Source organism: Nocardia africana NBRC 100379 (genome assembly GCF_001612635.1).
In the GTDB taxonomy this organism is placed as follows: Bacteria; Actinomycetota; Actinomycetes; order Mycobacteriales; family Mycobacteriaceae; genus Nocardia; species Nocardia africana.
Genome location: NZ_BDAV01000011.1, coordinates 474,669 through 493,359, shown reverse-complemented (window position 1 = coordinate 493,359; position 18,691 = coordinate 474,669). Strand labels below are relative to the sequence as shown.

The window sequence follows — 18,691 nt, the reverse complement described above, 5'->3', positions numbered from 1 at the left end:
AATGGACACGGCGGGCCTCCACCACCGTATTCGTTCCACGTCAGTGTCCGTGCTGATGCACTACGGAGGGTGGGGCCACATCCACGCCAGCGCAACGGATTTGCCATCGCCGAGCTCCACGGCAATCGGCCATGGCATTGCGGCCACCGGGAATGGGACCGAATCGAGATTATTATGGGCCATTGATTCCACTGTCCTGTAACGCCGCCTATCGAGCGCTTTTCCCCGGGTCACGATCAGTGAAGGCCACGCTGGCACTCGGTCGTCGATCGCCTGGTGCGGCCTGATCGTGTCGTAAACGACCCGGAATCGATGGACCTCGATATCCAGGGCATCGCCGTCGGCGATGACGCCACGGAACAGGTGTTCATACTTCAAGGTGCCGAAAAACCTCTCGACCACACCGTTCGTCTGAGGTGACCGAACCCTGGTCCGGACATGCCGCAACAGCGCATCGCCGCGCCGCTATTGTCCGAGATGGCATACGCCGTCGGTGTCCAGGACGAACCGGGGTGTGCACGAGGCGTCACGGAAGTTGAGAGCTCCGGCCCGATCAGAGGCGGAAGCTTCCGGTCGTCCGGGCTGACCGAGTGCTCTGAATCCCCATCCTCCGTATCCGCAGGTTCCGGCCGAGCCGGGGGCGTCCGGGGCGTCGGAGCAGAATGCGATTGAGCCGCCGGCAAGACCTTCGACAGTATGGGCCCCACCTGCTGGTGCATCGGTGCGATAGCGACTCCACACTTCGATCATGAAATCGCAGGGCGTCGAGCCGTGGATGTTCTCGAAGCGGTAACCGCGTGCACCACAGTTCGTTCCGTCTGCCGGAGGTTCCGGCGCCTGCGCGGCCGGGGGGCTGAGGGTTCCCGCGCGGGCTTCGACATCGCTGTAGCGCATCGAGAACCCTGCGGTGGAAAATGTGAAGCCTCGGCCCGATTGGTCATCGCGACAGGACACGCCGGTCTCTTGGGTGTTGCATGTGAAGCCCCCTGCTGTCAGCGGACTGTTGTAGGGCAGCATCTGCGCCTCCCCCGGTGTGAGCCAGAAGATTGCTTGCCCCAGATGGTCGAACCGTGGTCCGCTGCTCCGGTCCACCAGAATCGCGTTGGGTCGTGCCTCTCCGTGGGTGAACTGGTCTTCCACTGTGGGGGCACCGGCCACTCCCATGTCGGGCCGAGTGTTCGTCGACGGCTGGCACCCGGCCTGCGGGTTGTCACCCCCGGGAATGATCGCGCAGCGCCACAGCCCGCTCGGACTGGTGAAGTAATAGCCGTCCACGCCACCCGAATCGGCACGATAGGAATCTGGATCGGCCTGCACAACCCCGGGACTCGAGCCGGTGGCGGCGTGAGACAACGTCGTAGCTCCGTGGTCGGCGATGCCGTTCTCTGGCGCGCTGCCGCATCCACCGAGCGTCGCAGCCACGACGATCAGCGGTGCGAATGTTGCCCACACACGCATCCGAAAGCGACCATTGCCTGCGGCCCAGCCAATCCGGTCGAGCAGCTTGTCCATCTGCGCCACTGAGATCGCGGCCTTTCTACGAAAAGCTCCAACCTATTTCCGATACTTGGTAGTTCCCGCGGAGTCACGGGTATTGCTGACGAGTTTGGCGAAGCATTCGTTCACCGCGATGCCGTGTCCGTCGCACCAGCCGTTAGCACCGTCGGGGTCGGGGAACGTGACGCCGGCGATGGTCACCCACCATCCGGGCTGATCGTAGGTGCGCCATTCGTCGCTCCAGACGAGCCGCACTTCCGGATATTGAAGTCGCAGTCGCAGATGCTGCTGGAGAATTTCTGTCGCAGACCAGGTAACGACATGTCCGTCGACGTCGGGCGCGACCAAACCCTCACGCTTGGAAGATAGTTGGGGCACCCAGCGATCGGCCAGATCCTTCTGCACCGAGGGGCGGTCGGCGTCCGCCTGCGCCCGTAGTGCGTCCAATGCGGCGATCTCCGGATCGAGTGAGGCGGGCGTCGCGGGTCGGGTTGCCGCGCTGGGTGCGCCGGAACCGGCTGTATCTCGATATTCGCCCTGGCTGGGTCCGCGGCTGGTTCCGGTGTCGACGCAATCGATGAGTTGGGTCTTGTCGCCGCCGGCCGACTGCGCACTCGGATCGGATTGTCCTCCGATCGAATTCGGCAACCGCCAAAACGTCCCCAACGGGAACCTGAACTCGTGCTCAACCAGCCCGGAGCGTGCACCTCCCCCAGCGGGCGCGGGCAGATACAGCGGCGAGCCGGAGAAGTCGAAAACACCGCCGGCTACGGCACGTCCGCGCTCGGAGACTGTAATTCGAAGGCCGTCGGTCGAAAGAATATCGCCGCCCGGGCATTTCGCGCGCAGCTCCATCCGCACCACGAGTCCGCCGGAGTCGGTTCGGTAGTTCACCGGTGTCATCTCGGGTGGGTTACCGCATTTGGTTACCAGACGGGTGCCGCCGACGCCGGAATCGTTGGCGTCCTTGCCGTTTGCGGTCTCGCCGGCAGCGCCACCGGTCGGGCCGTAGAAGGTGATCGCGTCCGCGGATGCGACGGCGAATCCCGTACCGGCCGCTACCGGATCGCCATCGCCGATCGGCAGCGTCCAGTCGGTGGCGCCGGTGTGGAGGTTCACCGCTCGCACGGTGTCATCGATGGTGAACAGAACCCGTTGCCGATCGGTGATCCACCGGAACGGTGCTGTGTAGGAGTGAACCGGTTCGAACTCGGTTGTCCACCGTGCGTTACCGGTGGTGAAGTCGATCGCCGACATCCGGTCGGACAGCACCATCAACACGGTGTCGTCGATGATGTCAGCCACACCGCTGCCGTGCGACCAAGCTTGCACTCCGGCACGAAAATTGTAGGCGGCACCGTCGACGATGTACCGATCTGGCTGATCGGCGAGAACGAGTGGGCTCGCATACCGTCCGCCGCCGGGGTGGGTTCGCAACAGCGCGCCCGTGTCGTCGAGTACGACGGTCTGGCGGCTGGCGGGATCGCCCGCCGCGCAGGTTTGGGCCACGAGTCCGTGGCCGGGATAGACGACCGGTTGCAGGGCTTCGCTGTCGATCACACGTCGGCCGTCCGAGGAGCGGACGACCAGAGCGCCAGTATCGTCACCGTAGTAGGCGAATTCGTCTGTCGCGCCGAAGTATTCGATGTCGCCCGACCCTGGGCAGCTGCCCCGCGGCACCCACGCCGTGGTCCATCGCCGTGTGAGATCGGTGGCAGTACCGCGCGAAATTCCATGGTGGCCGGCGGTGACGATGTCGTTTCCGACGACCGCGATGCGCTGAACATCGTCGGCGGGCAGCCGATGGTCGATCGTCCCGTTCGATATCTTCACGAAGATGACTTCGTCGACGTGGTCGGGACCCATCCCGTGTGTTTCCGCACAGGGAAGCAACCCGCCGAGGGTCTGTGCGGCGCACGAGACGCCGAATCCCGCATGCGTGGTCCATTTGATCGCTCCGCTCGCGGAATCGACGGCGACGAGATCGGCGCCGCCGTCGGTCCTCGGCTTATACGCGGTGGTGATGAGAATGTCACCGAGGTCGATAAAACCGGGAGCGTTGCTCACGGAGGGAACGGGTGCGGCGAAACGGGCCTGACCGAAGACGTCGGAGGCGTGCACTGTCCAGGCGGGTGTGGGTTTGTCCGGGAATGTGGAGCGCAGCTGCCCGTTCGACGGGGGCATTGCCACGGTGGTGTCGTCGCGAGTGGCCCACCAGATCGCCGCACCCCCAACGACGAGAAGAATGGCGAGAATCAGGGCTGTGAGCCTCACGCTGGGTAGGCGCCCGCGGCCGGAACGGCCGATGGTTTCCTGTGGCAGCGGCAGCTGGTCCGACGGCGAGGCGGCCCGCTCCGGGGGCGGCGGCAGTTGCGGCGTAAACGAAGTCGCCACCGACAGTCCGTGCTCCGGGTCGGTGGATCGCGGCGGCGCCGCATTCTCGCAATTGGCCTCGGTGGATGCCGGGGGCGGAGTTTCATTCTCCGGCTCGGCGGATGGTGCCGGCGCCATAGCCGCATCCCCCGACCGGGTGGACGGCGTCAGCGCCACAGGCCCATTCCCCGACTGGGCAGACGGTGTCGGTACCACAGCCCCCTGCCGAGGTGGGGCTGGTCGCGGCGGCAACGGGAATCCGTATTCCGGCTCGGCGGCCATTGTCGGCAGCACAACGCGGCGTTCCGGATCGGCAGCCGCCGGCGGTGCCGAAAACAGGGGTTCGCCGAGTCGGATTGTGTTCACACCCTCCGGTTCCGGGGCGCCGGGCGGGTCGGCGGCCTCGGCCGCCGGTGGCTTCGGGTCGTTCGCTGGATCGCGGTCCGGCTGCGGCGGCTCGTCATGTGTCGCCTGGTCGGGTTGTGCTGTACCGCTTGGGTAGAGCCTGAGCGCCGCGAGCGTGGCGCCGATCTCGGGCCCCCAGGAAAGACCGCGGGACCGGATGAACCATTCGCCCGCCACGCAGCCGGCAACGATGATCAGCCACGGGATGCCGGGCAGGTCGAAAAAGAACTGGAAAAGCGCGAAGGCCGCAACTATCCGGCACACATGGTAGGGCCGAAGGGTGACAATCGCATTCGAGGTACTGATACCGTCGTCACCGGTCACTGGGTGTTCGCCGATGCCGTCTTTGCCTGAGCGCCAGTCACTTTCGCCTCCGTACGTTCCGGAACGGAGACGCAAGTCCGTGTAGATCAGTGTTTGCACGGCCCGGAACAGCGGAAATGCGACGACCACGGCGATCGTCAGATAGAAGGGCACGAAGACCGTGACGACCGCGTCGGAGGGGACCAGCAGACTGATCAGACCGAACGGCAGTCCCGACAACATCAGCGCACCCACCACCAGTACCGACCACAGCAACTGCAGTCCGACGACCCGCAAAAAGGCGGGCTTGACCAGCGCCGCCGAGCGGGACAGCGACTCGACGACCCCGGTTCCCTCGAGCGTCATCACGACCGGTGCGAGGCTGAACACGATGCCGAGCACATATATGGCGATGAAGACGAACGGCAACGCGGCCATGCCGGTACCGAACCCCGCCACCAGAAATGCGGCGATTTCGACCAACCATGGGGCCACCAGGAAGACGGTGTAGAACACCACCATCAGCCTGCACAACGGCCAGAACCGACGCCGCGCAGCGCCGACGACCTCGGACAGCCGCACCCTCTCACCGCGAACAGCCCGATCGGCGGTGATCACACACACCGCATTCACCATCGCGTCCACCGGAATTCCGATGGCGCACAACACCACCGCCAAGAAGACCAACCCCAGCATCAGATGTGCGAGGAATCCGCTGATCGAACTGTCGTCGCCGGTATCCACAGCCACCGTGAACACGACCCTGGCCAGCACGGAGAACGCGACCAGTGCCGCCACCATCAGCGTCAGCGTGAAGCCGATCAAGGCCGGCCAATATCGGCGGATTGCGCGAAATGAGCCGGTGAGGATGTCGCCGAACGACAACGGCGCGAAAGGTACTACGAGCCCTGTCGCGCCACCCCGATCACGCGAAGGTGGTGCCGGCGAAACCGCGACCGTGACGAAGGCCGTCTGCGGATCCGGCGCCATGCGGTGGCGAATCAGGAAACTCTGTACGCTGGGCGTCCACTCGACCCGCTTCGTGCGGGTCTGCCATTCCAGGCCCGCGCAAGCGCCGGCGACGATCAGCCACCCGAAATTCGGATCGACCAGTAACAGCACCACAGCCAGCGCGAGACCGAATCGCGCCAGGTGATACGGCCGCAGCGAGAGCAGTGGCGGGCGGCTCGTCATATCTTTCCCCTCTCCGCCGAATCACGCATCGACGCCAGGCAACGCATCGGCGGCACCACGGCGCGTCCGGATCACGACTGCCGACCGGCCTGATACATCCGGGTACACGAATCGTCCGATCATTGTCGGCACCAGCCCGCGCCGACACCATCATCTATTCACACGACATCCGCATATGATGACGTCCCGATCCGCACACAGGACCGCCGAACGTGATCGCTCCCGACCTCATGTCGAAGAGTAAACCCATTGAGCGACAACAGAATAGACATGCACATCAAGTACCGACAGTTGTTATTCTGTCGGCCGTGGAGGCAAAACCGGACCGGGTACTCTCCGGTCCGCTGTCGATGGCCGCGGCTACAACCGGGCCCGGAATTCCGATCCGTTGTACTCGCACGTGCCCTTGACACCGCCGGCGGCTCGCGTGGTGTCAGTGCAGAAGGCAGTTGTGCCGTTCTCGAGAGTTACCGTGCGCGGACCGCCGGTCGGTGAGTCGAGGCGGTAGTTGATCCACGCCTCGGTCATGATCTCGCACGGCGTCGTGCCGCGGGTGTTCTCGAAGGTATATCCGCTTGCTTGGCAAAGGTTTTGCCCGATGGCGGCGAGAGAGGAGGACACTGTTCCCCTCGGCCTGTGCTGCTCGGTTCCGGATTCGGAATTCGAGCAGGCCACCATGGGGACAAGCGAGCCGGCCACAATGAATACAGCGAGGATCGCTTTCAGCGAAGCATTTCCACGAGCACGTATGTGTATTTCGCACAAGGGATTTCGTTCGCGACACGGATTTGCCTCAACGGTGGGATCTGGCGCTGATCCGCCGGTGTCATCAGCTATCCATCCTGTCAGGTCTCGTCACGGCCAGGTTGTGAGCCGGTAAGGGCCAGCTGTTCCCGTGGGGGCCGGGGCGCGACTATGCCGGCGTTAGTGCCTTGATGCCAGCCGCGGTCGAAACGTACGCGGTATGTGACCTCGCGTCCACGGCCGCGCGGTACGGCCTTTCCCCCACCGTGATCGTCGCGATCGTTGATTCCGTGGCGCCGTTGACCACGGATACGGTGCCGTCTTTGAGGTTGGCGACGAAGACAGTGTGTGTCGAAGGGTCGACTGCCACGCCGCCCGGTCCGGACCCCACGGGAACCTTGGCCTGCTGCGGACCGTCGACTGCTGCCACCGCGTCTGCCTGCCCCTCGGTGGCGTAGACGGTGTGTGTAGATGGATCCACGGCAATGCCTGCGGCTTCCGAGATCACGCGGGACAGTGCACCGTGTAACTCCATTCGGTGGCGTCCGGACCGGTCACCCGCACAAGGATGGAGGTCGCAGTGCCCGGCGGCAGAGTCACCAGCGCGGAACCAGTGCCCTCGTTGATGTTGTCGCCGACGTAGCCGGTGTTGTACACCTGCGATCCCTCGTAGAACACCTGAATCTGGTCCGGGATGTTCTTGGTCTCGTAACTCAGGACGAAGGAGATGGGACCGGCCTTGCCAAGTTCGTGGATGGTGTCGGTGACTCCCGCACCGCCGGATTCGGTCGATGCATTGCACAGTTGAGTACGAGGCGACGCCGACCCGGATCCCCCCGCCGCGCTGCCTCCGGCAAAACTCCCCGTTCCGGCGCTGCCGGTATCGATGAGGCCACTGCCGGAAGAGCTGCCAGTCGACGGCGCCGCTTCCGCGTCGGCCGCGGCTCCGACCGCAGCGAACGTGAGCGCCGCGATCATCGCCATGTATCCGCCAGACTTCCGAGCAATCGACATGCCACCTCCATGTAAGCCTAAATATGTTCTGCCATAAAGGATTCCATCAAATTCCCCCGACGAATATCCTCCAGACGACCGACATGGAACGTGAGCTATTCAACGGGCCGGCGGTCTCCACCGGTCGTTGCAACGCTGGGGCAAGTCGTCGGGTTCGCTGACGGCCTGAGCGAGGAGGCGCGGTAGACGGCCCCGCCGACCCGCACTACACGGGCGGTTCAGCTTCCGCTGAGCGGCATCTCGGCCATCGCCTCCGTGTCGGGCTCAGCGTACGCAACGGGTCCTCTGTCCTGTGTTTCTGTGAGCTTCTCCCCCGATGCCTGAGAAATCTCATCGACCGTGGCGAAGCGGCAGCCAGAGCTGGCATCCGCCACTGGATGTGAGCTCGATGGTGTGGGCGTCCCGGAATCCGATCTGCCGCAGCCGGCCAATATCGGCACTCCTGCGACGGTCACCGCGGAGGCACAACGGATCCTCGAACCGTTTCCCTCCTACGGCATTTCGTGCCATATCGTCGGCTCTCGAGCTCTGAGTTAGAGCCGAGCCAGCTGATACAGCTGCGTTCCGGACAGGTCGTAGACACTCGCGTGGTCCCGGTCCTCGAACTTGATCTTGTAGCGACCATGATTTTCGCTCTGAGTAACCAAGAGTGTGTACTGTTGTTGCGCGTCGGGCTTCTGCGACAAGTCGCACTCCATGGGACCGCCGATATCGAGCGGCTTGCTGTCGGAGTAGAAGAACCCCCGGCACTGCTGGCCACTGCCACGAAAAACCTTCTCGCCGGATCCATCCGAGGCAGTCCAGGTGCCTTCGAGTGTGGAAGCGTCGATCGTGGTCGAACTGGTCGAGCTGTGCGTGGTTGCGAAGATGCTTCCAGCGACGACAGCTACGGCAACCACGCCAGCACCACCGAAGATCATCCTGCGCTTCTTGATGGTCTGCTTGACGCTCTGATCGATATGAACATCGCCAGAGCCGAACTTGTTGCCGGACACTCTGTTAGAGCTAGAGTTCCCCACCACTTCCTCCTGTCCGGTGCCATAATGTCGGATCATTGTGGGCTCGACACACGACCCGGCGACATCGGCTGTTCGACCGACATTCGCCACAAGGAGCCGGGCGGGCACGACTGCAAAGCTGGCAGCGCGAGCGGCTCGGGCTTACGCGAGTGTGGCAGTAATGTTGTGAGCCAGCAAGGTGTGGTGTGTGTATTCGGCAAGCCTTGCAGGCCAGCGGGTTTCGGACCCGGTCGTGCGGGTGTGGAAGCTCGCGTGGGCGATCCCGTCGTCGCGTTCGACGATGACATCCACCTTCAGCCCGCGCTGCTGGACCGCGAATGCTGCTGTCGGAGGCTTGTCGAGACGGTAACGGCGCTGCGCGATTTCGGGGCGTATGTCGCTAACGGTGGCGGCCACGATGTCGATGACATTGTCATGCTGGCGGCGGAAGCGGCGAGGAATATCGGTGGCCACATCGTGCACTGCGAGGATCAGCTCCGCGAGGTCCCCGACATCCACCGTCACCACGGGGACGCCACCAGGTGCAACGGAGGGGTTCACCACGCCTCCTCACTGTCTCGCACGCACGGCATCAATGGGCTCCAGTCTGGTAGTTCCGGGCGAACAAATCAGTCGAGCCTTCGAATGACAACTGGTCGAGTGCCCACAATCGATGGATCCGCTGACTGGTGGTCTTACCCCTTTCCGGTGACCGCCAACCATCATCCACTCTTGCCAGAGATGAAAAGTCGGCCGACGGGGCCGCATAACCACATCGTCACGTCGAAAAAAGGGGGGAATGTTGCCCGAGAACTCGGAGGCGGCCAGTCCGCATCGGATCGGAATCGTTGAAGATCACCAGGTGACGGTGGCTGGGTTGCGGCAGGTACTGGCCGGCGAGCCGTCGATCGCTATCGTCGCGGCCGCTGCGTCGGTGCCTGATCTACTCGGCATAACCGCCGAACTGGATCTGGTTGTACTCGATCTTCGGCTACCGGATGGTTCGTCGCCGGCGGCCAATATCGAACGATTGCGGTCGGCCGGCATCGAAACGCTGGTTTTCACCTCCGGCGACGAACCCTTCCTGGTTCGTGCGGCCGCGCGAGCCGGCGTCCTCGGAGTGGTGCGCAAATCCGAGCGTGACGATATCGTCGCGGCCGCCGTACGTGACGCTGCAGCCGGCAAGCAGGTTCCGACCACCGATTGGGCGGCGGCGATCGATTCCGACGACGAATTCGCGGTCGTGAATCTCAGCCCCCGGCAGCGAGAAGTGCTGGCGCTGTATGCGTCCGGTGAACCCGCTGCGCGGGTAGCGAAGCTCACCGACCTGACCGAAGACACCGTCAACGCCTACCTGGGACGTATCCGTCAGAAATACGCCGAGGCCGGGCGGCCCTCACGGACCAAAACCGAGCTGTTCAAACGCGCGTTGGAGGACGGGTGGCTACCTATACCGCGACGACGCCGATGACCGTCTCCGAACCGGCGTCGGCCGGGACCGGCGAGGGTGCCGCCGAAGTGCGCATCACGCGACTGTTCGCCCGCTTCATCTCCTCCGGCTACCTCTTCTACATGGTGTTGATGGCACCGACGATGACGAGTCAGGCGAAGCTCGTGGCGCCCTGGTGGACGGTATTCGCGGTAGCGGCCGTCTACGGTCCCCCAGTTGTACTGGGTGCGATGTCTTTTCACCGCGACATCGGCTGGATCCGCCGCGCCGCCGCGGGCAGCGCCCTCGGCTTCATTGCGGCCGCACTGTCCTGGCCGCTGGCCTGGAACGGCGAACTACTGCAAGGCGACGCCTGGATCTCGACGATCCCGGGCCTGGCCGGGTTGGCCGCGGCGGTGGTCTGGCGACCGATGTGGACTCTGCTGGCTTTGGCGTCCGCGATCGTGCCGGTACAGCTGATCAATCACTTCTGCCGGGCCCCCGGCCACAACGGCGTGCTCATCCCGGACATGATGTTTTCCACCAGCTTTTGCCTTCTCTACGTCAGCGCGGCACTCATGGCCATGCGCACCGGCCGCCTCCTGGATGCAACCCGGGCCGAAGCCCACGAGGCCGCCGCCGCGGCCGCCGCGGCAACCGCACGCACCGTCCAGCGCGCCCGTTTCAACGCACTGCTGCACGACTGGGCCATGTCGACCCTCCTCGCGGCCGCACGCGGTACCCATCGCAGCGAGGTACGCCATCAGGCCGAACTCGCTATCGCGAAACTGGACGACGTCGAATCCGAAGGCTCCGGCACCTACACAGCAGCCGCGGTGGCAGCTCATCTTCGAACCGCCGTCGCCGATGTCGACGAACGGCTGGCGGTCGAACTCGCCGCCGACAGCCCCGTCGATGCGACGTATCCCGCTGAGCCGGTGCACGTCCTGGGAGCGGCAGTCAGCGAAGCCGTCCGCAACAGTGCGCTACACGCCGGCGCAGACGCGGTATGCAAAGTCAGTGTCGCGCTAGGCAATTCACACATCGACATCACGGTCACAGACGACGGCGTCGGATTCGACATCACACGAATCGCGCCACACCGGCTCGGCGTCACGGTCAGTATCGTCGAACGGGTCCACCAGTTGTCCGGCGGCTCTGTCGAGGTCTTGACCAGCCCCGGTGCCAGTACGACCATCCACATGTCCTGGCGGGAGATCGGCGGATGAGCGCGTTACCGGCCGCGCTCCGGGATGTCCGCGCGTTGCTCGGCATGAATACACGCGCAGCCTGGCTGCTCGCGGCCTTCTACCTCTGCTCCGAAGCGGCACTTGCCTTCAGTTCCGCGCAACACGTCCACCACGTGTGGCCGATATGCGTCGCGCTCGCAATCGCGGTGGCCGCAACGGTTGCGCTGCTGAAGGTCAGACTGGATCCACTACCCGCGTTCACCACCATCGCGTTGGTCTCGTCGATGCCGGCGTCCACAGCGATGACGCTGTTCAATCTGCCCGTGCCACCGGTGTCCGTTGCCCAGATGTGGGTATTCGGCGCATGCACGGTGACCGCTACATTCATGTGCGTACGCGGACGGACCGGCGCCGCGTGGGCCGGACTCCTGTCGATGATCGCGGTCGCCACGGCGTGGACAGCAACCACCGGCCAGGGCCCCACCCACGGTATCGCCATCTCGGCGATCAACCTCGGCCCCTTGGCGATGTCGACGTTTTTCGCCTACACCCTGCGCCCGGCCGCGCGCACGATTTTCCAACTACGCGAAGAATCCACTCGTCAAGCAGGCTCGGAAGCTGCCGCAGCAGCCGCCTTGGACGAGCGCCGCGCACAAACCCAACGACTGGACCGGATGGTGCGTCCGATCCTGCAAACTATTGCCGGCCCCGCGCCTCTCGACGCTGCGCTGCGCAACGATTGCCGCCTGGTCGAGGCGCACCTGCGCGACACCCTCCGCGCGCCCATGCTGGCCGCCGAGCCGGTGACCACTGCCGCTCAGTCTGCTCGGCGGCGTGGAGTCGATGTCATCCTTGTCGATGACCACGGCCTGGACCACATGAACCCGAGTGCCCATCACCACCTACTGTCCACCATCGCTACCGAACTCGACCGAACCGACGCCGGCAGCGCCCACATCCGCATCCTGCCGCCGAACCGGCCGATATCGGCCACGATAGTGATCAACGATCCGCAAACAGGCATCCGCCGAATCGAACTCGACGCCGCGGCCGAGCCAGTGCTGCCGACATCCGCCGGACGAACGACGAACGATGTCGTCTTGCCGTCGCAAGCAGGGCGCCGCCGGCTACCGCACCCCTGAGTGTGTCAGTCGCTTTTCGGCGTAGAGGCCAGGCGGAAACGAACGAGCATCTCTCGCGCCGCAGCGGGCCACTCGACGGATTTCGACCGGAGGTACCACTCCGATATACCGGCTGCCACGGCGAGGACGATCCAGACCGCCACGCCACCGAGCTGGGACGCCAAGTTGTCCGACGTCGACACATGACCGTTCGATAGATCGTATTCCGTTGTGACAGTGACTCCTTCGATAGCCAGCTTGTAGAACACCGGAAGCACACTCACGAAGAAGGCGGCACGGGCAAGATGGAAGGGGCAAAGCTCGAAGATCACGTCTTCGGGCGGTGTCGCCCCTGCCCCGCTCATTCTTCCTCCGTGGAGGTGTCGGGCCGAAATTGCGTCAAATCCGGGTCCGGCCTGTCCGCCTTGTACTTTCCGCTCGACCAGAACCGCCACGAGGACCAGAGGATTGCCGCGACGATGGCCAGAACAATCAGGGTTTCCATCGCTGCCTACTGCACCCGCTCGGTGACGGCGACGGTGGCTGCGGGGTCCTCCGCGCGAATCGCGTCCGCGAGCGCGAGCATGAAACGCTTGTACAGGCTGTAGCCCGACATGGATTTCGGCGATATCGGGATCATCATGTACGTCTGCTGCGTGGTCTTGTACGAGTCGATCCTCGTCCGCACGGTCGCACCGTGCGGGGCGTCACTGATCCGCACGTGAAAGGTCAGGTACTCGACATGGTTGCCCCACCCGCGCACAGAGAAGTTGGTTCGCCCCGGACCCGCGCCCTCGAATCGGACACCCGTAACCCCGGACTTGACGTTCTCGCTGACGTACTTGCTCAATTCGGCAATCCGCTGAGACGACAGTGCGCTGTCGACCGCGAGGTTTGCGTCTGCATACTTGTGCCGCTTGGCCATTGGTGTTGTTCCCTTCGATAAGCGCCGTCACAGCGGGCGTACATCGCGTTTTCAGCGTTGCCCGATCGCGTACGGCCCGGCAGCATGCCGATGCCCCTAAGCATCGCATCTGTTTCATCGTTCAACCGTCGGTCGAACAGCTGAAATCATTTGGGCAAGCGGTCATCTGGATAGCTTTCCGCGATTCGAGCGACTTCCGTCCGGATCGGCGGGTAACAATTGCAGCACCACCCCCTATACCGGCTGTCGGGCGACGGCCTTCTCCACCGAGGGGTCCAAACGCTCCGCTGAACAGGCTTTAGGAGTGCACATGAATCTATGTCGGATCAACAAATCACGGTCGCGCATCAGGCGAGCGGGCGTTGCGATCGCCGTGAGCGCCGACGCGTCGTCCGTGTTGCCCGCGTGCTCGGCACTGCGTTCCGACAAAGCGATCCTGTCCTGCAGAGCGTGGCCGAAAAATCATGTGAGCAGGCTTCCTCACCCAATACGAGCTCGGTTTTCACAACGGATACCAGCGCAGTGTCAGCGGTGACTTCGATCTGTCGTGCACCGAACCCTCCAGGTCGACTAGTCCGGTGTCGCTGCCTGCTATCCGGCAGGGCGATACCAAACGACGTCCATCGCCCATAGCGCCGCAGCGGGTATCAGATGTCGTCAAGGGATATGTAGCCGTCCTGGAGGGCGCGTGCCAGCAGCGCAGCCTTGGTCGCCGCCGGCCGACCAGCGCGACTGTACTTCTCCCGAATCCGACCGATATGAGTGTTGACTGTCCCCGGCGCGATGAACAGCCGCCGGCCCACGTCGCTTTTGGTGTCGCTGAGAATCCACGCCAGGAGAACTTCGATTTCCCTGCTGCTCAGCGACGGAGACGGCCGCTCATCTGACAGCGGCGCCGAGCGGACAATTGTGTGGGCGTTGACCGGATGAGCATGGACCGGTTGAGTTTCGGACACGGTGTCTTCCTGTTCTGAAGAAGCCGAAGCGCAGTCGGTCCCCGCCGACGACGCGTTCCGTGAACGCTACTCAGTTGCTGCCGAACCTGGGAGATTCCAGTTGGTTGAACCCAAAACTGCTGCCACCGTTCGCTTGTCAAACGAACTGTGTCCGTCTGAGGGTCCCGGCGCCCGACTTGTGTTGGGCTCGAGTCCCATCGGGTCGGCAGCGCATCCCTAGCAGCCCGCTGTAACAGGCCGGTCAGGTTGGTGCAGTCCCGTGCTCGACCGATTCCCGAACCGACAATGGCGCGGAAAGTCGGATTCGAATGCACCGCTGACCGGCCATGGCCCGGTAGAACTGCGCGGAAAGGAAATTTCGTATCGCCGTCAGCGTCATTGGAACCGCGGTCGCCCTCGCGGCGTGCGGATCCGAAACGTGACACCATCACAGCGCGTACCGCACCAGCCGATACCCGGGTTGCACAGCCCGCATCATTTCGCGCCTATGTCTGCCCGGACGGCACCGCTGCTACCGACCGCGGAACTCGAGCAGGTACGTCAGGCGATCGAGGATCGCCTCGCCGACTAGGGAACGACAGCGACGTCGCCAAGGGGCGGCAACACAGTCGTGGCGACTCTGAAGAATGACGAGGGCGCCGACGCAGCACAGATCGGCTGTATGCCGGCCATGTCCTTCGGCCTGTCTTGCAGTACGTTCCGCCCAAGGCACCGCCCGGCACACACCTCAGTCGGATGCCCCAGCCCCCGCTCGGTCCCGCAGCGACTGCAGCAATCCCCTCCGCCCCACCGGCAACGCACGGCGTCGAACACATCACCGTTTCCACCACCGGTGAGGCGGGTGGCGCGGCCATGAAGTCAGCAGAGTGGGTATTCGGATACGCCGTCGGTTGTCGGTCCTTTGAACGAATGACACCCCCGACCGAGTCCAGGATAATCATCCTTCGTCCTAAGTTGTTGTTGCCGATGGGACATCGTCGGAGGACGCGCATGCCGATAGGCACAGAAGAGGCCGACGTTGCACATGTATTCGGCGAGAGCCCGGGCCATATCCCGCCGTAGATCGAAATAGGGCGCGATGTCCGAAGTTCCAGCGACGCATCGTACGCCAACCATGACCTGTTCGACTCATCCCGGAGACTTTCGTGCGCACGTACTACGTTATAGCCTTGCTCCTGGCCGCGACACTGACTGCCTGCTCTACCGAAAACCACAGCAGTACAATGACAACTACGCCGCCGCCGCAAATCACGTCCCCGTCCGAAACCTCGACGCCGCCTCCCATTCGGACCGACGTCCGGCTCCCGGAAAACGGTGATCTTCGGCGGAGTATCGATACCGTCTCGGTCAACTGCACCGGCATCGAGGAAACCAAGGTACAGACCGCATCGGTATTCGACACCGCTGCTGGACGGTTCGTCGGCCTGCCCGCGCCGCCGGTCCCCGCTGGCGCCGAGCTGATCGACTATTTCTGCGCTATCGCTGGCTCGGGCAAGGACATCCGCGTCGTCTACCTGACGACGATACGCACACCGGCATCGGGCCTGACAGCCGAGAAGACCGAATCATCCATCACCTCCTTCACCCCAGGCGCCACCTCGCCCACGGCACAGGTGCCATGGCCCGCAGGCACGATAAACGCCCGGCAGCTGGACAAGCTCTACCCGACGAAAGCCGGCCTGCTCGTCACCGGCTCGGGTCTGGCGATGATGTTCGATAATCGAACACTGGCCCTGAAGTGGCAGAACGATTTTCGTCCCGACTACGTCAGCAACGACGCCATCGCGCATCGAACCGGCCAGGGAGTCAGTTTCCTCAGCGCGGAAACTGGACGCGACATCGGCCACTTCGACGGGGGTGATCTGATCCGCGAATCGAGCGGCCACGTAATGGAGAACATTCCCCAAGGCCTGCGAGACGGTTTCCTGCTCCAGCACAACAACTACCCCGACGCCAGCATCTGGTACTTCGACAGCCGCACCAATCAACTCGCAGGTCCGCTCGCCGACGGCGGATTCGTTACCGCCACCAGCATGGACGGCGACAACGTGCTGATCTACGGAAGCGGCGTCCCTGCCGCATTGCTGCGGGTCTACAACCTGGCAACGCACAGGTTCCTGGTCGACAAGACAGGTGCCGATGCGCAGGGACTGAACGTGGACGCCGCCTTCCTCGCCGGAAGATACCTCTACCTCCGAAGCCAAAAGGACGGCAATTCCGTCGTCGATATCGAAACCAACCGGAAGCTGGCAGGCTCCTGGTCACTCCTGCCGATGGACACTCTCAACGACTGGCGGCTGGTAATCGACGGCTCAACAGTCACAAACGACTACTCCAAATGCTTCGACTTCGCAATGGATTACGTCTGCTACGAGAAGGGCCGCCTCGTACGGACGGCGAATGGCAGCTACCCAGGGCCCTGGTACTGACTCACCTGTGGGGCATCTGCCATCCGATCGACCGTTATCCGACTCGGCAGCCCGGAAAACACCGACCGCCGGGCACCACGCCAGCCGGCGCCCGAACGTTCCGGACGGCGGAAGTCTCGGCTCTGTAGTTCTTTCGCGCCGCGGAATGTGTGTTGATCGTCGTCAGTGAGATAACCGGCATATTCACCGAGTTGAGCACGGCTGGGGCGCCTTGCAGGATAAGCGTCGATTCGCTTCGGGCGGGCGTGATCGCGACAGCGACGTTTGGAGCGGTGGCGTACCGGCTCGGCTGTAGTTGCTACGGCCGGGTCAACGCTAACGCCGTCGAGCCAGCTGAGGGCGCGCCCGGTGTGGCGGCGAGTTGCCCGGTTGCTGAAGGTGCCCTGCCCGGCGTGGATGTCGGAGAACCAAATAACCCTTACGTCAACGTCTTCCCAATAGGTGTGGGCGAGCAGGGCCAGGGTGATTTGATCGAGCGCGACCTCGGTTTTAGCGGTCTGGAAACAATCCTCGATCGACCAGCGGGCACCAGCGACACGGGTGAGATCCTCGTCAGTGGTGCCGATCGGGCGCCGCAGAGGTAGTAGGCGATCTCGAGTTCACCCCTCGCGGTGCGGGTCAGCGACCGGCGGGCCAAAAGCCAGCGCGGCCAGCCGGCGCCGGCTTCGCTGACGGTGGGCAGCCTAGCCACGGCCGAGTCGAACAACCGGGGAGCCTTTCGCGTCTTTGCCGCAGTTCAGACGCTCCCATTGCGTCGGGCGGGGCGCCTACGACGACCCGATCGGACGCGCCAACTGCCCGACAGGGTCACGATCTACCCGCTGCTGGGCGCGGCCACCACATATCCGACCCACCGTCGTTCGAGCCACCCGCGGAACTTCGAACCGCCGTAGGCCTCGTCGGCGGTGACCTGCGGGCGGTAACGCCAGGACCCCGAACACGGGCCAGAGCCTTTGTGCCAAAACCTTTTTCGTGGCGATGTCCTCCCCTTCGGGCACCCGGCACCGGCACCGGCACTGATGGGAGGTCCACAACTTCGGCAGATACAACTCGCTGTCGATCAGGGTGCGACCCTTGGCGGTCGTGTACGCGCAGAAGACGCCGAGCTGACAGCTCTACACCCGGCCCGCCGTTCCTGGGTATTGTCGTTGCACGCCAGCAGATTTCACTCCTTCCTTCTGAATCCCATCTCGTCGACAACCAGCACATCGTCCGCATCGCCCACGTGCTCGACGGCATAGGCGCGGTCTGAAGAACCAAACCCGCGCGTCAACAAGACTCGGGGCAGTCCCTGTGGGGCAGGAATGCTGTCAGCGAGCTCATGTTTGCGGTATCGATGGATCGCCCACACGAGAACGGGAACCGCTGCCCGCAAAAGGCGTCCGCCGCCTACCCCTCCGGAGGCGTCGAGCCGGTGCGCGGTTCAGAGTTCGTCGAGCGAGATATACCCGTCTTGCAGGGCGCGGGCGAGCAGTGCTGCCTTCGTCGAGGCGACGCGCCCGGCCAACTCATACTTGCACCGAATTCGGGCCAAATGAGTGTTCACGGTTCCGGTGGAAATGTAGAGCTGCGCGCAGACCTCCTTTTTCGAATCGCTTCTGATCCAAGCGAGCAGGACTTCGAGCTCCCGAGCGCTCAACGCCGGAACATGGAGTTCATGGACCATTGCCGCATCGTTCTGCGCCGCACCTTCTGCCGCCGGCATGAGCGGTCCTTTCGCCTCGAGCAGCAGAATCGGTCTCGCATATCGCGGGCCGCCTGTGCGTCCTCATCATCTGAATTCGAGTATCACAAACTCGAACACCGATGTCAGGACGGAAGTAAACCCGTGGTATGCGATATCAGGCAGGATTTCGGCTCTCGGAACGAAGGCCGGGCAAAATCTTGCTCGCACCCCTGGAACCACCCCAGCGGTGCTGGTCGTGGCCCTGTGGTGAGAGCAGCAGGCAAGCGGATCGTACCGACCAACCGGTTCCAGCTACCGGCGAGCGCCGGGCGCGAACAAGACTGGCCGTGGTATCGGAATAGACTTTCTGCGGTCCCGACCAATCCAGAATCAGCGCACGGTCTGCCCTGAACGACATCTGATTCAGGACGCCGCACATGTCGGCCG

The 18,691-nt window shown here is 63.7% G+C and carries 17 protein-coding genes; 5 read left to right on the top strand and 12 right to left on the bottom strand.

Features of this window, described 5'->3' with window-relative positions; translation table 11 throughout:
* Positions 1-60: 60 nt before the first annotated feature.
* The 7 genes from NA3_RS21300 to NA3_RS21270 all read right to left on the bottom strand — a co-directional run bounded on the left by NA3_RS21300 (position 61) and on the right by NA3_RS21270 (position 9,089).
* Positions 61-447, bottom strand: coding sequence for an integrase core domain-containing protein (locus NA3_RS21300; protein ID WP_167355023.1), 387 nt, complete (start codon positions 445-447; stop codon positions 61-63).
* Positions 448-465: 18 nt separating this feature from the next.
* Positions 466-1,512 (bottom strand): hypothetical protein, encoded by a 1,047-nt coding sequence (locus tag NA3_RS21295; protein WP_062965338.1) that lies wholly within the window; start codon positions 1,510-1,512, stop codon positions 466-468.
* Positions 1,513-1,554: 42 nt separating this feature from the next.
* On the bottom strand, positions 1,555-5,772 hold the full coding sequence (locus NA3_RS36190) for a PQQ-binding-like beta-propeller repeat protein (RefSeq protein WP_062965337.1): 4,218 nt from the start codon (positions 5,770-5,772) through the stop codon (positions 1,555-1,557).
* 913 nt (positions 5,773-6,685) lie between these two features.
* Entirely contained in the window at positions 6,686-7,024 is a 339-nt protein-coding gene (locus NA3_RS21285; RefSeq protein WP_062965336.1) for a YncE family protein, read from the bottom strand.
* Positions 7,021-7,530 (bottom strand): hypothetical protein, encoded by a 510-nt coding sequence (locus tag NA3_RS21280; RefSeq protein ID WP_227995215.1) that lies wholly within the window; start codon positions 7,528-7,530, stop codon positions 7,021-7,023. The genes NA3_RS21285 and NA3_RS21280 overlap by 4 nt, the downstream gene beginning before the upstream one ends.
* A 533-nt stretch (positions 7,531-8,063) precedes the next feature.
* Complete coding sequence (locus tag NA3_RS21275; protein ID WP_128145246.1) at positions 8,064-8,525, bottom strand: hypothetical protein; 462 nt, start codon at positions 8,523-8,525, stop codon at positions 8,064-8,066.
* A 165-nt stretch (positions 8,526-8,690) separates the two neighbouring features.
* Positions 8,691-9,089: a hypothetical protein gene (locus NA3_RS21270; RefSeq protein ID WP_128145245.1), complete on the bottom strand. Its 399-nt coding sequence runs from the start codon at positions 9,087-9,089 to the stop codon at positions 8,691-8,693.
* 238 nt (positions 9,090-9,327) lie between these two features.
* Between NA3_RS21270 and NA3_RS21265 the strand changes: the two genes are divergently transcribed.
* Genes NA3_RS21265 through NA3_RS39580 form a run of 3 tightly spaced genes read left to right on the top strand, consistent with a single transcriptional unit; the run spans position 9,328 to position 12,289 of the window.
* Entirely contained in the window at positions 9,328-9,999 is a 672-nt protein-coding gene (locus NA3_RS21265; protein WP_084491732.1) for a response regulator, read from the top strand.
* A complete protein-coding gene (locus NA3_RS21260; protein ID WP_128145244.1) occupies positions 9,969-11,186 on the top strand; it encodes a sensor histidine kinase in 1,218 nt (405 codons plus the stop codon). The genes NA3_RS21265 and NA3_RS21260 overlap by 31 nt, the downstream gene beginning before the upstream one ends.
* On the top strand, positions 11,183-12,289 hold the full coding sequence (locus NA3_RS39580; protein ID WP_062965332.1) for a DUF8320 family protein: 1,107 nt from the start codon (positions 11,183-11,185) through the stop codon (positions 12,287-12,289). The genes NA3_RS21260 and NA3_RS39580 overlap by 4 nt, the downstream gene beginning before the upstream one ends.
* A 5-nt stretch (positions 12,290-12,294) precedes the next feature.
* Here the strand turns inward: NA3_RS39580 and NA3_RS21250 are convergent, their stop codons facing one another.
* The 4 genes from NA3_RS21250 to NA3_RS21240 all read right to left on the bottom strand — a co-directional run bounded on the left by NA3_RS21250 (position 12,295) and on the right by NA3_RS21240 (position 14,149).
* Positions 12,295-12,633, bottom strand: coding sequence for a hypothetical protein (locus NA3_RS21250; RefSeq protein ID WP_062965331.1), 339 nt, complete (start codon positions 12,631-12,633; stop codon positions 12,295-12,297).
* A complete protein-coding gene (locus NA3_RS37045; protein WP_157126583.1) occupies positions 12,630-12,773 on the bottom strand; it encodes a hypothetical protein in 144 nt (47 codons plus the stop codon). The genes NA3_RS21250 and NA3_RS37045 overlap by 4 nt, the downstream gene beginning before the upstream one ends.
* 6 nt (positions 12,774-12,779) lie before the next feature.
* The gene (locus NA3_RS21245; RefSeq protein ID WP_062965330.1) at positions 12,780-13,193 is read right to left on the bottom strand and encodes a hypothetical protein; all 414 of its coding nucleotides are present in this window, start codon (positions 13,191-13,193) and stop codon (positions 12,780-12,782) included.
* 647 nt (positions 13,194-13,840) lie between these two features.
* The gene (locus NA3_RS21240; RefSeq protein ID WP_308189521.1) at positions 13,841-14,149 is read right to left on the bottom strand and encodes a LuxR C-terminal-related transcriptional regulator; all 309 of its coding nucleotides are present in this window, start codon (positions 14,147-14,149) and stop codon (positions 13,841-13,843) included.
* A gap of 1,223 nt (positions 14,150-15,372) precedes the next feature.
* Between NA3_RS21240 and NA3_RS21235 the strand changes: the two genes are divergently transcribed.
* A complete protein-coding gene (locus NA3_RS21235) occupies positions 15,373-16,578 on the top strand; it encodes a hypothetical protein (RefSeq protein ID WP_062965329.1) in 1,206 nt (401 codons plus the stop codon).
* Between the two features lie 149 nt (positions 16,579-16,727).
* The gene (locus NA3_RS21230) at positions 16,728-17,162 is read left to right on the top strand and encodes a hypothetical protein (RefSeq protein WP_062965328.1); all 435 of its coding nucleotides are present in this window, start codon (positions 16,728-16,730) and stop codon (positions 17,160-17,162) included.
* Between the two features lie 839 nt (positions 17,163-18,001).
* Here NA3_RS21230 and NA3_RS21225 read toward each other — a convergent pair.
* A complete protein-coding gene (locus NA3_RS21225; RefSeq protein ID WP_084491731.1) occupies positions 18,002-18,283 on the bottom strand; it encodes a LuxR C-terminal-related transcriptional regulator in 282 nt (93 codons plus the stop codon).
* Positions 18,284-18,691 lie beyond the last annotated feature (408 nt).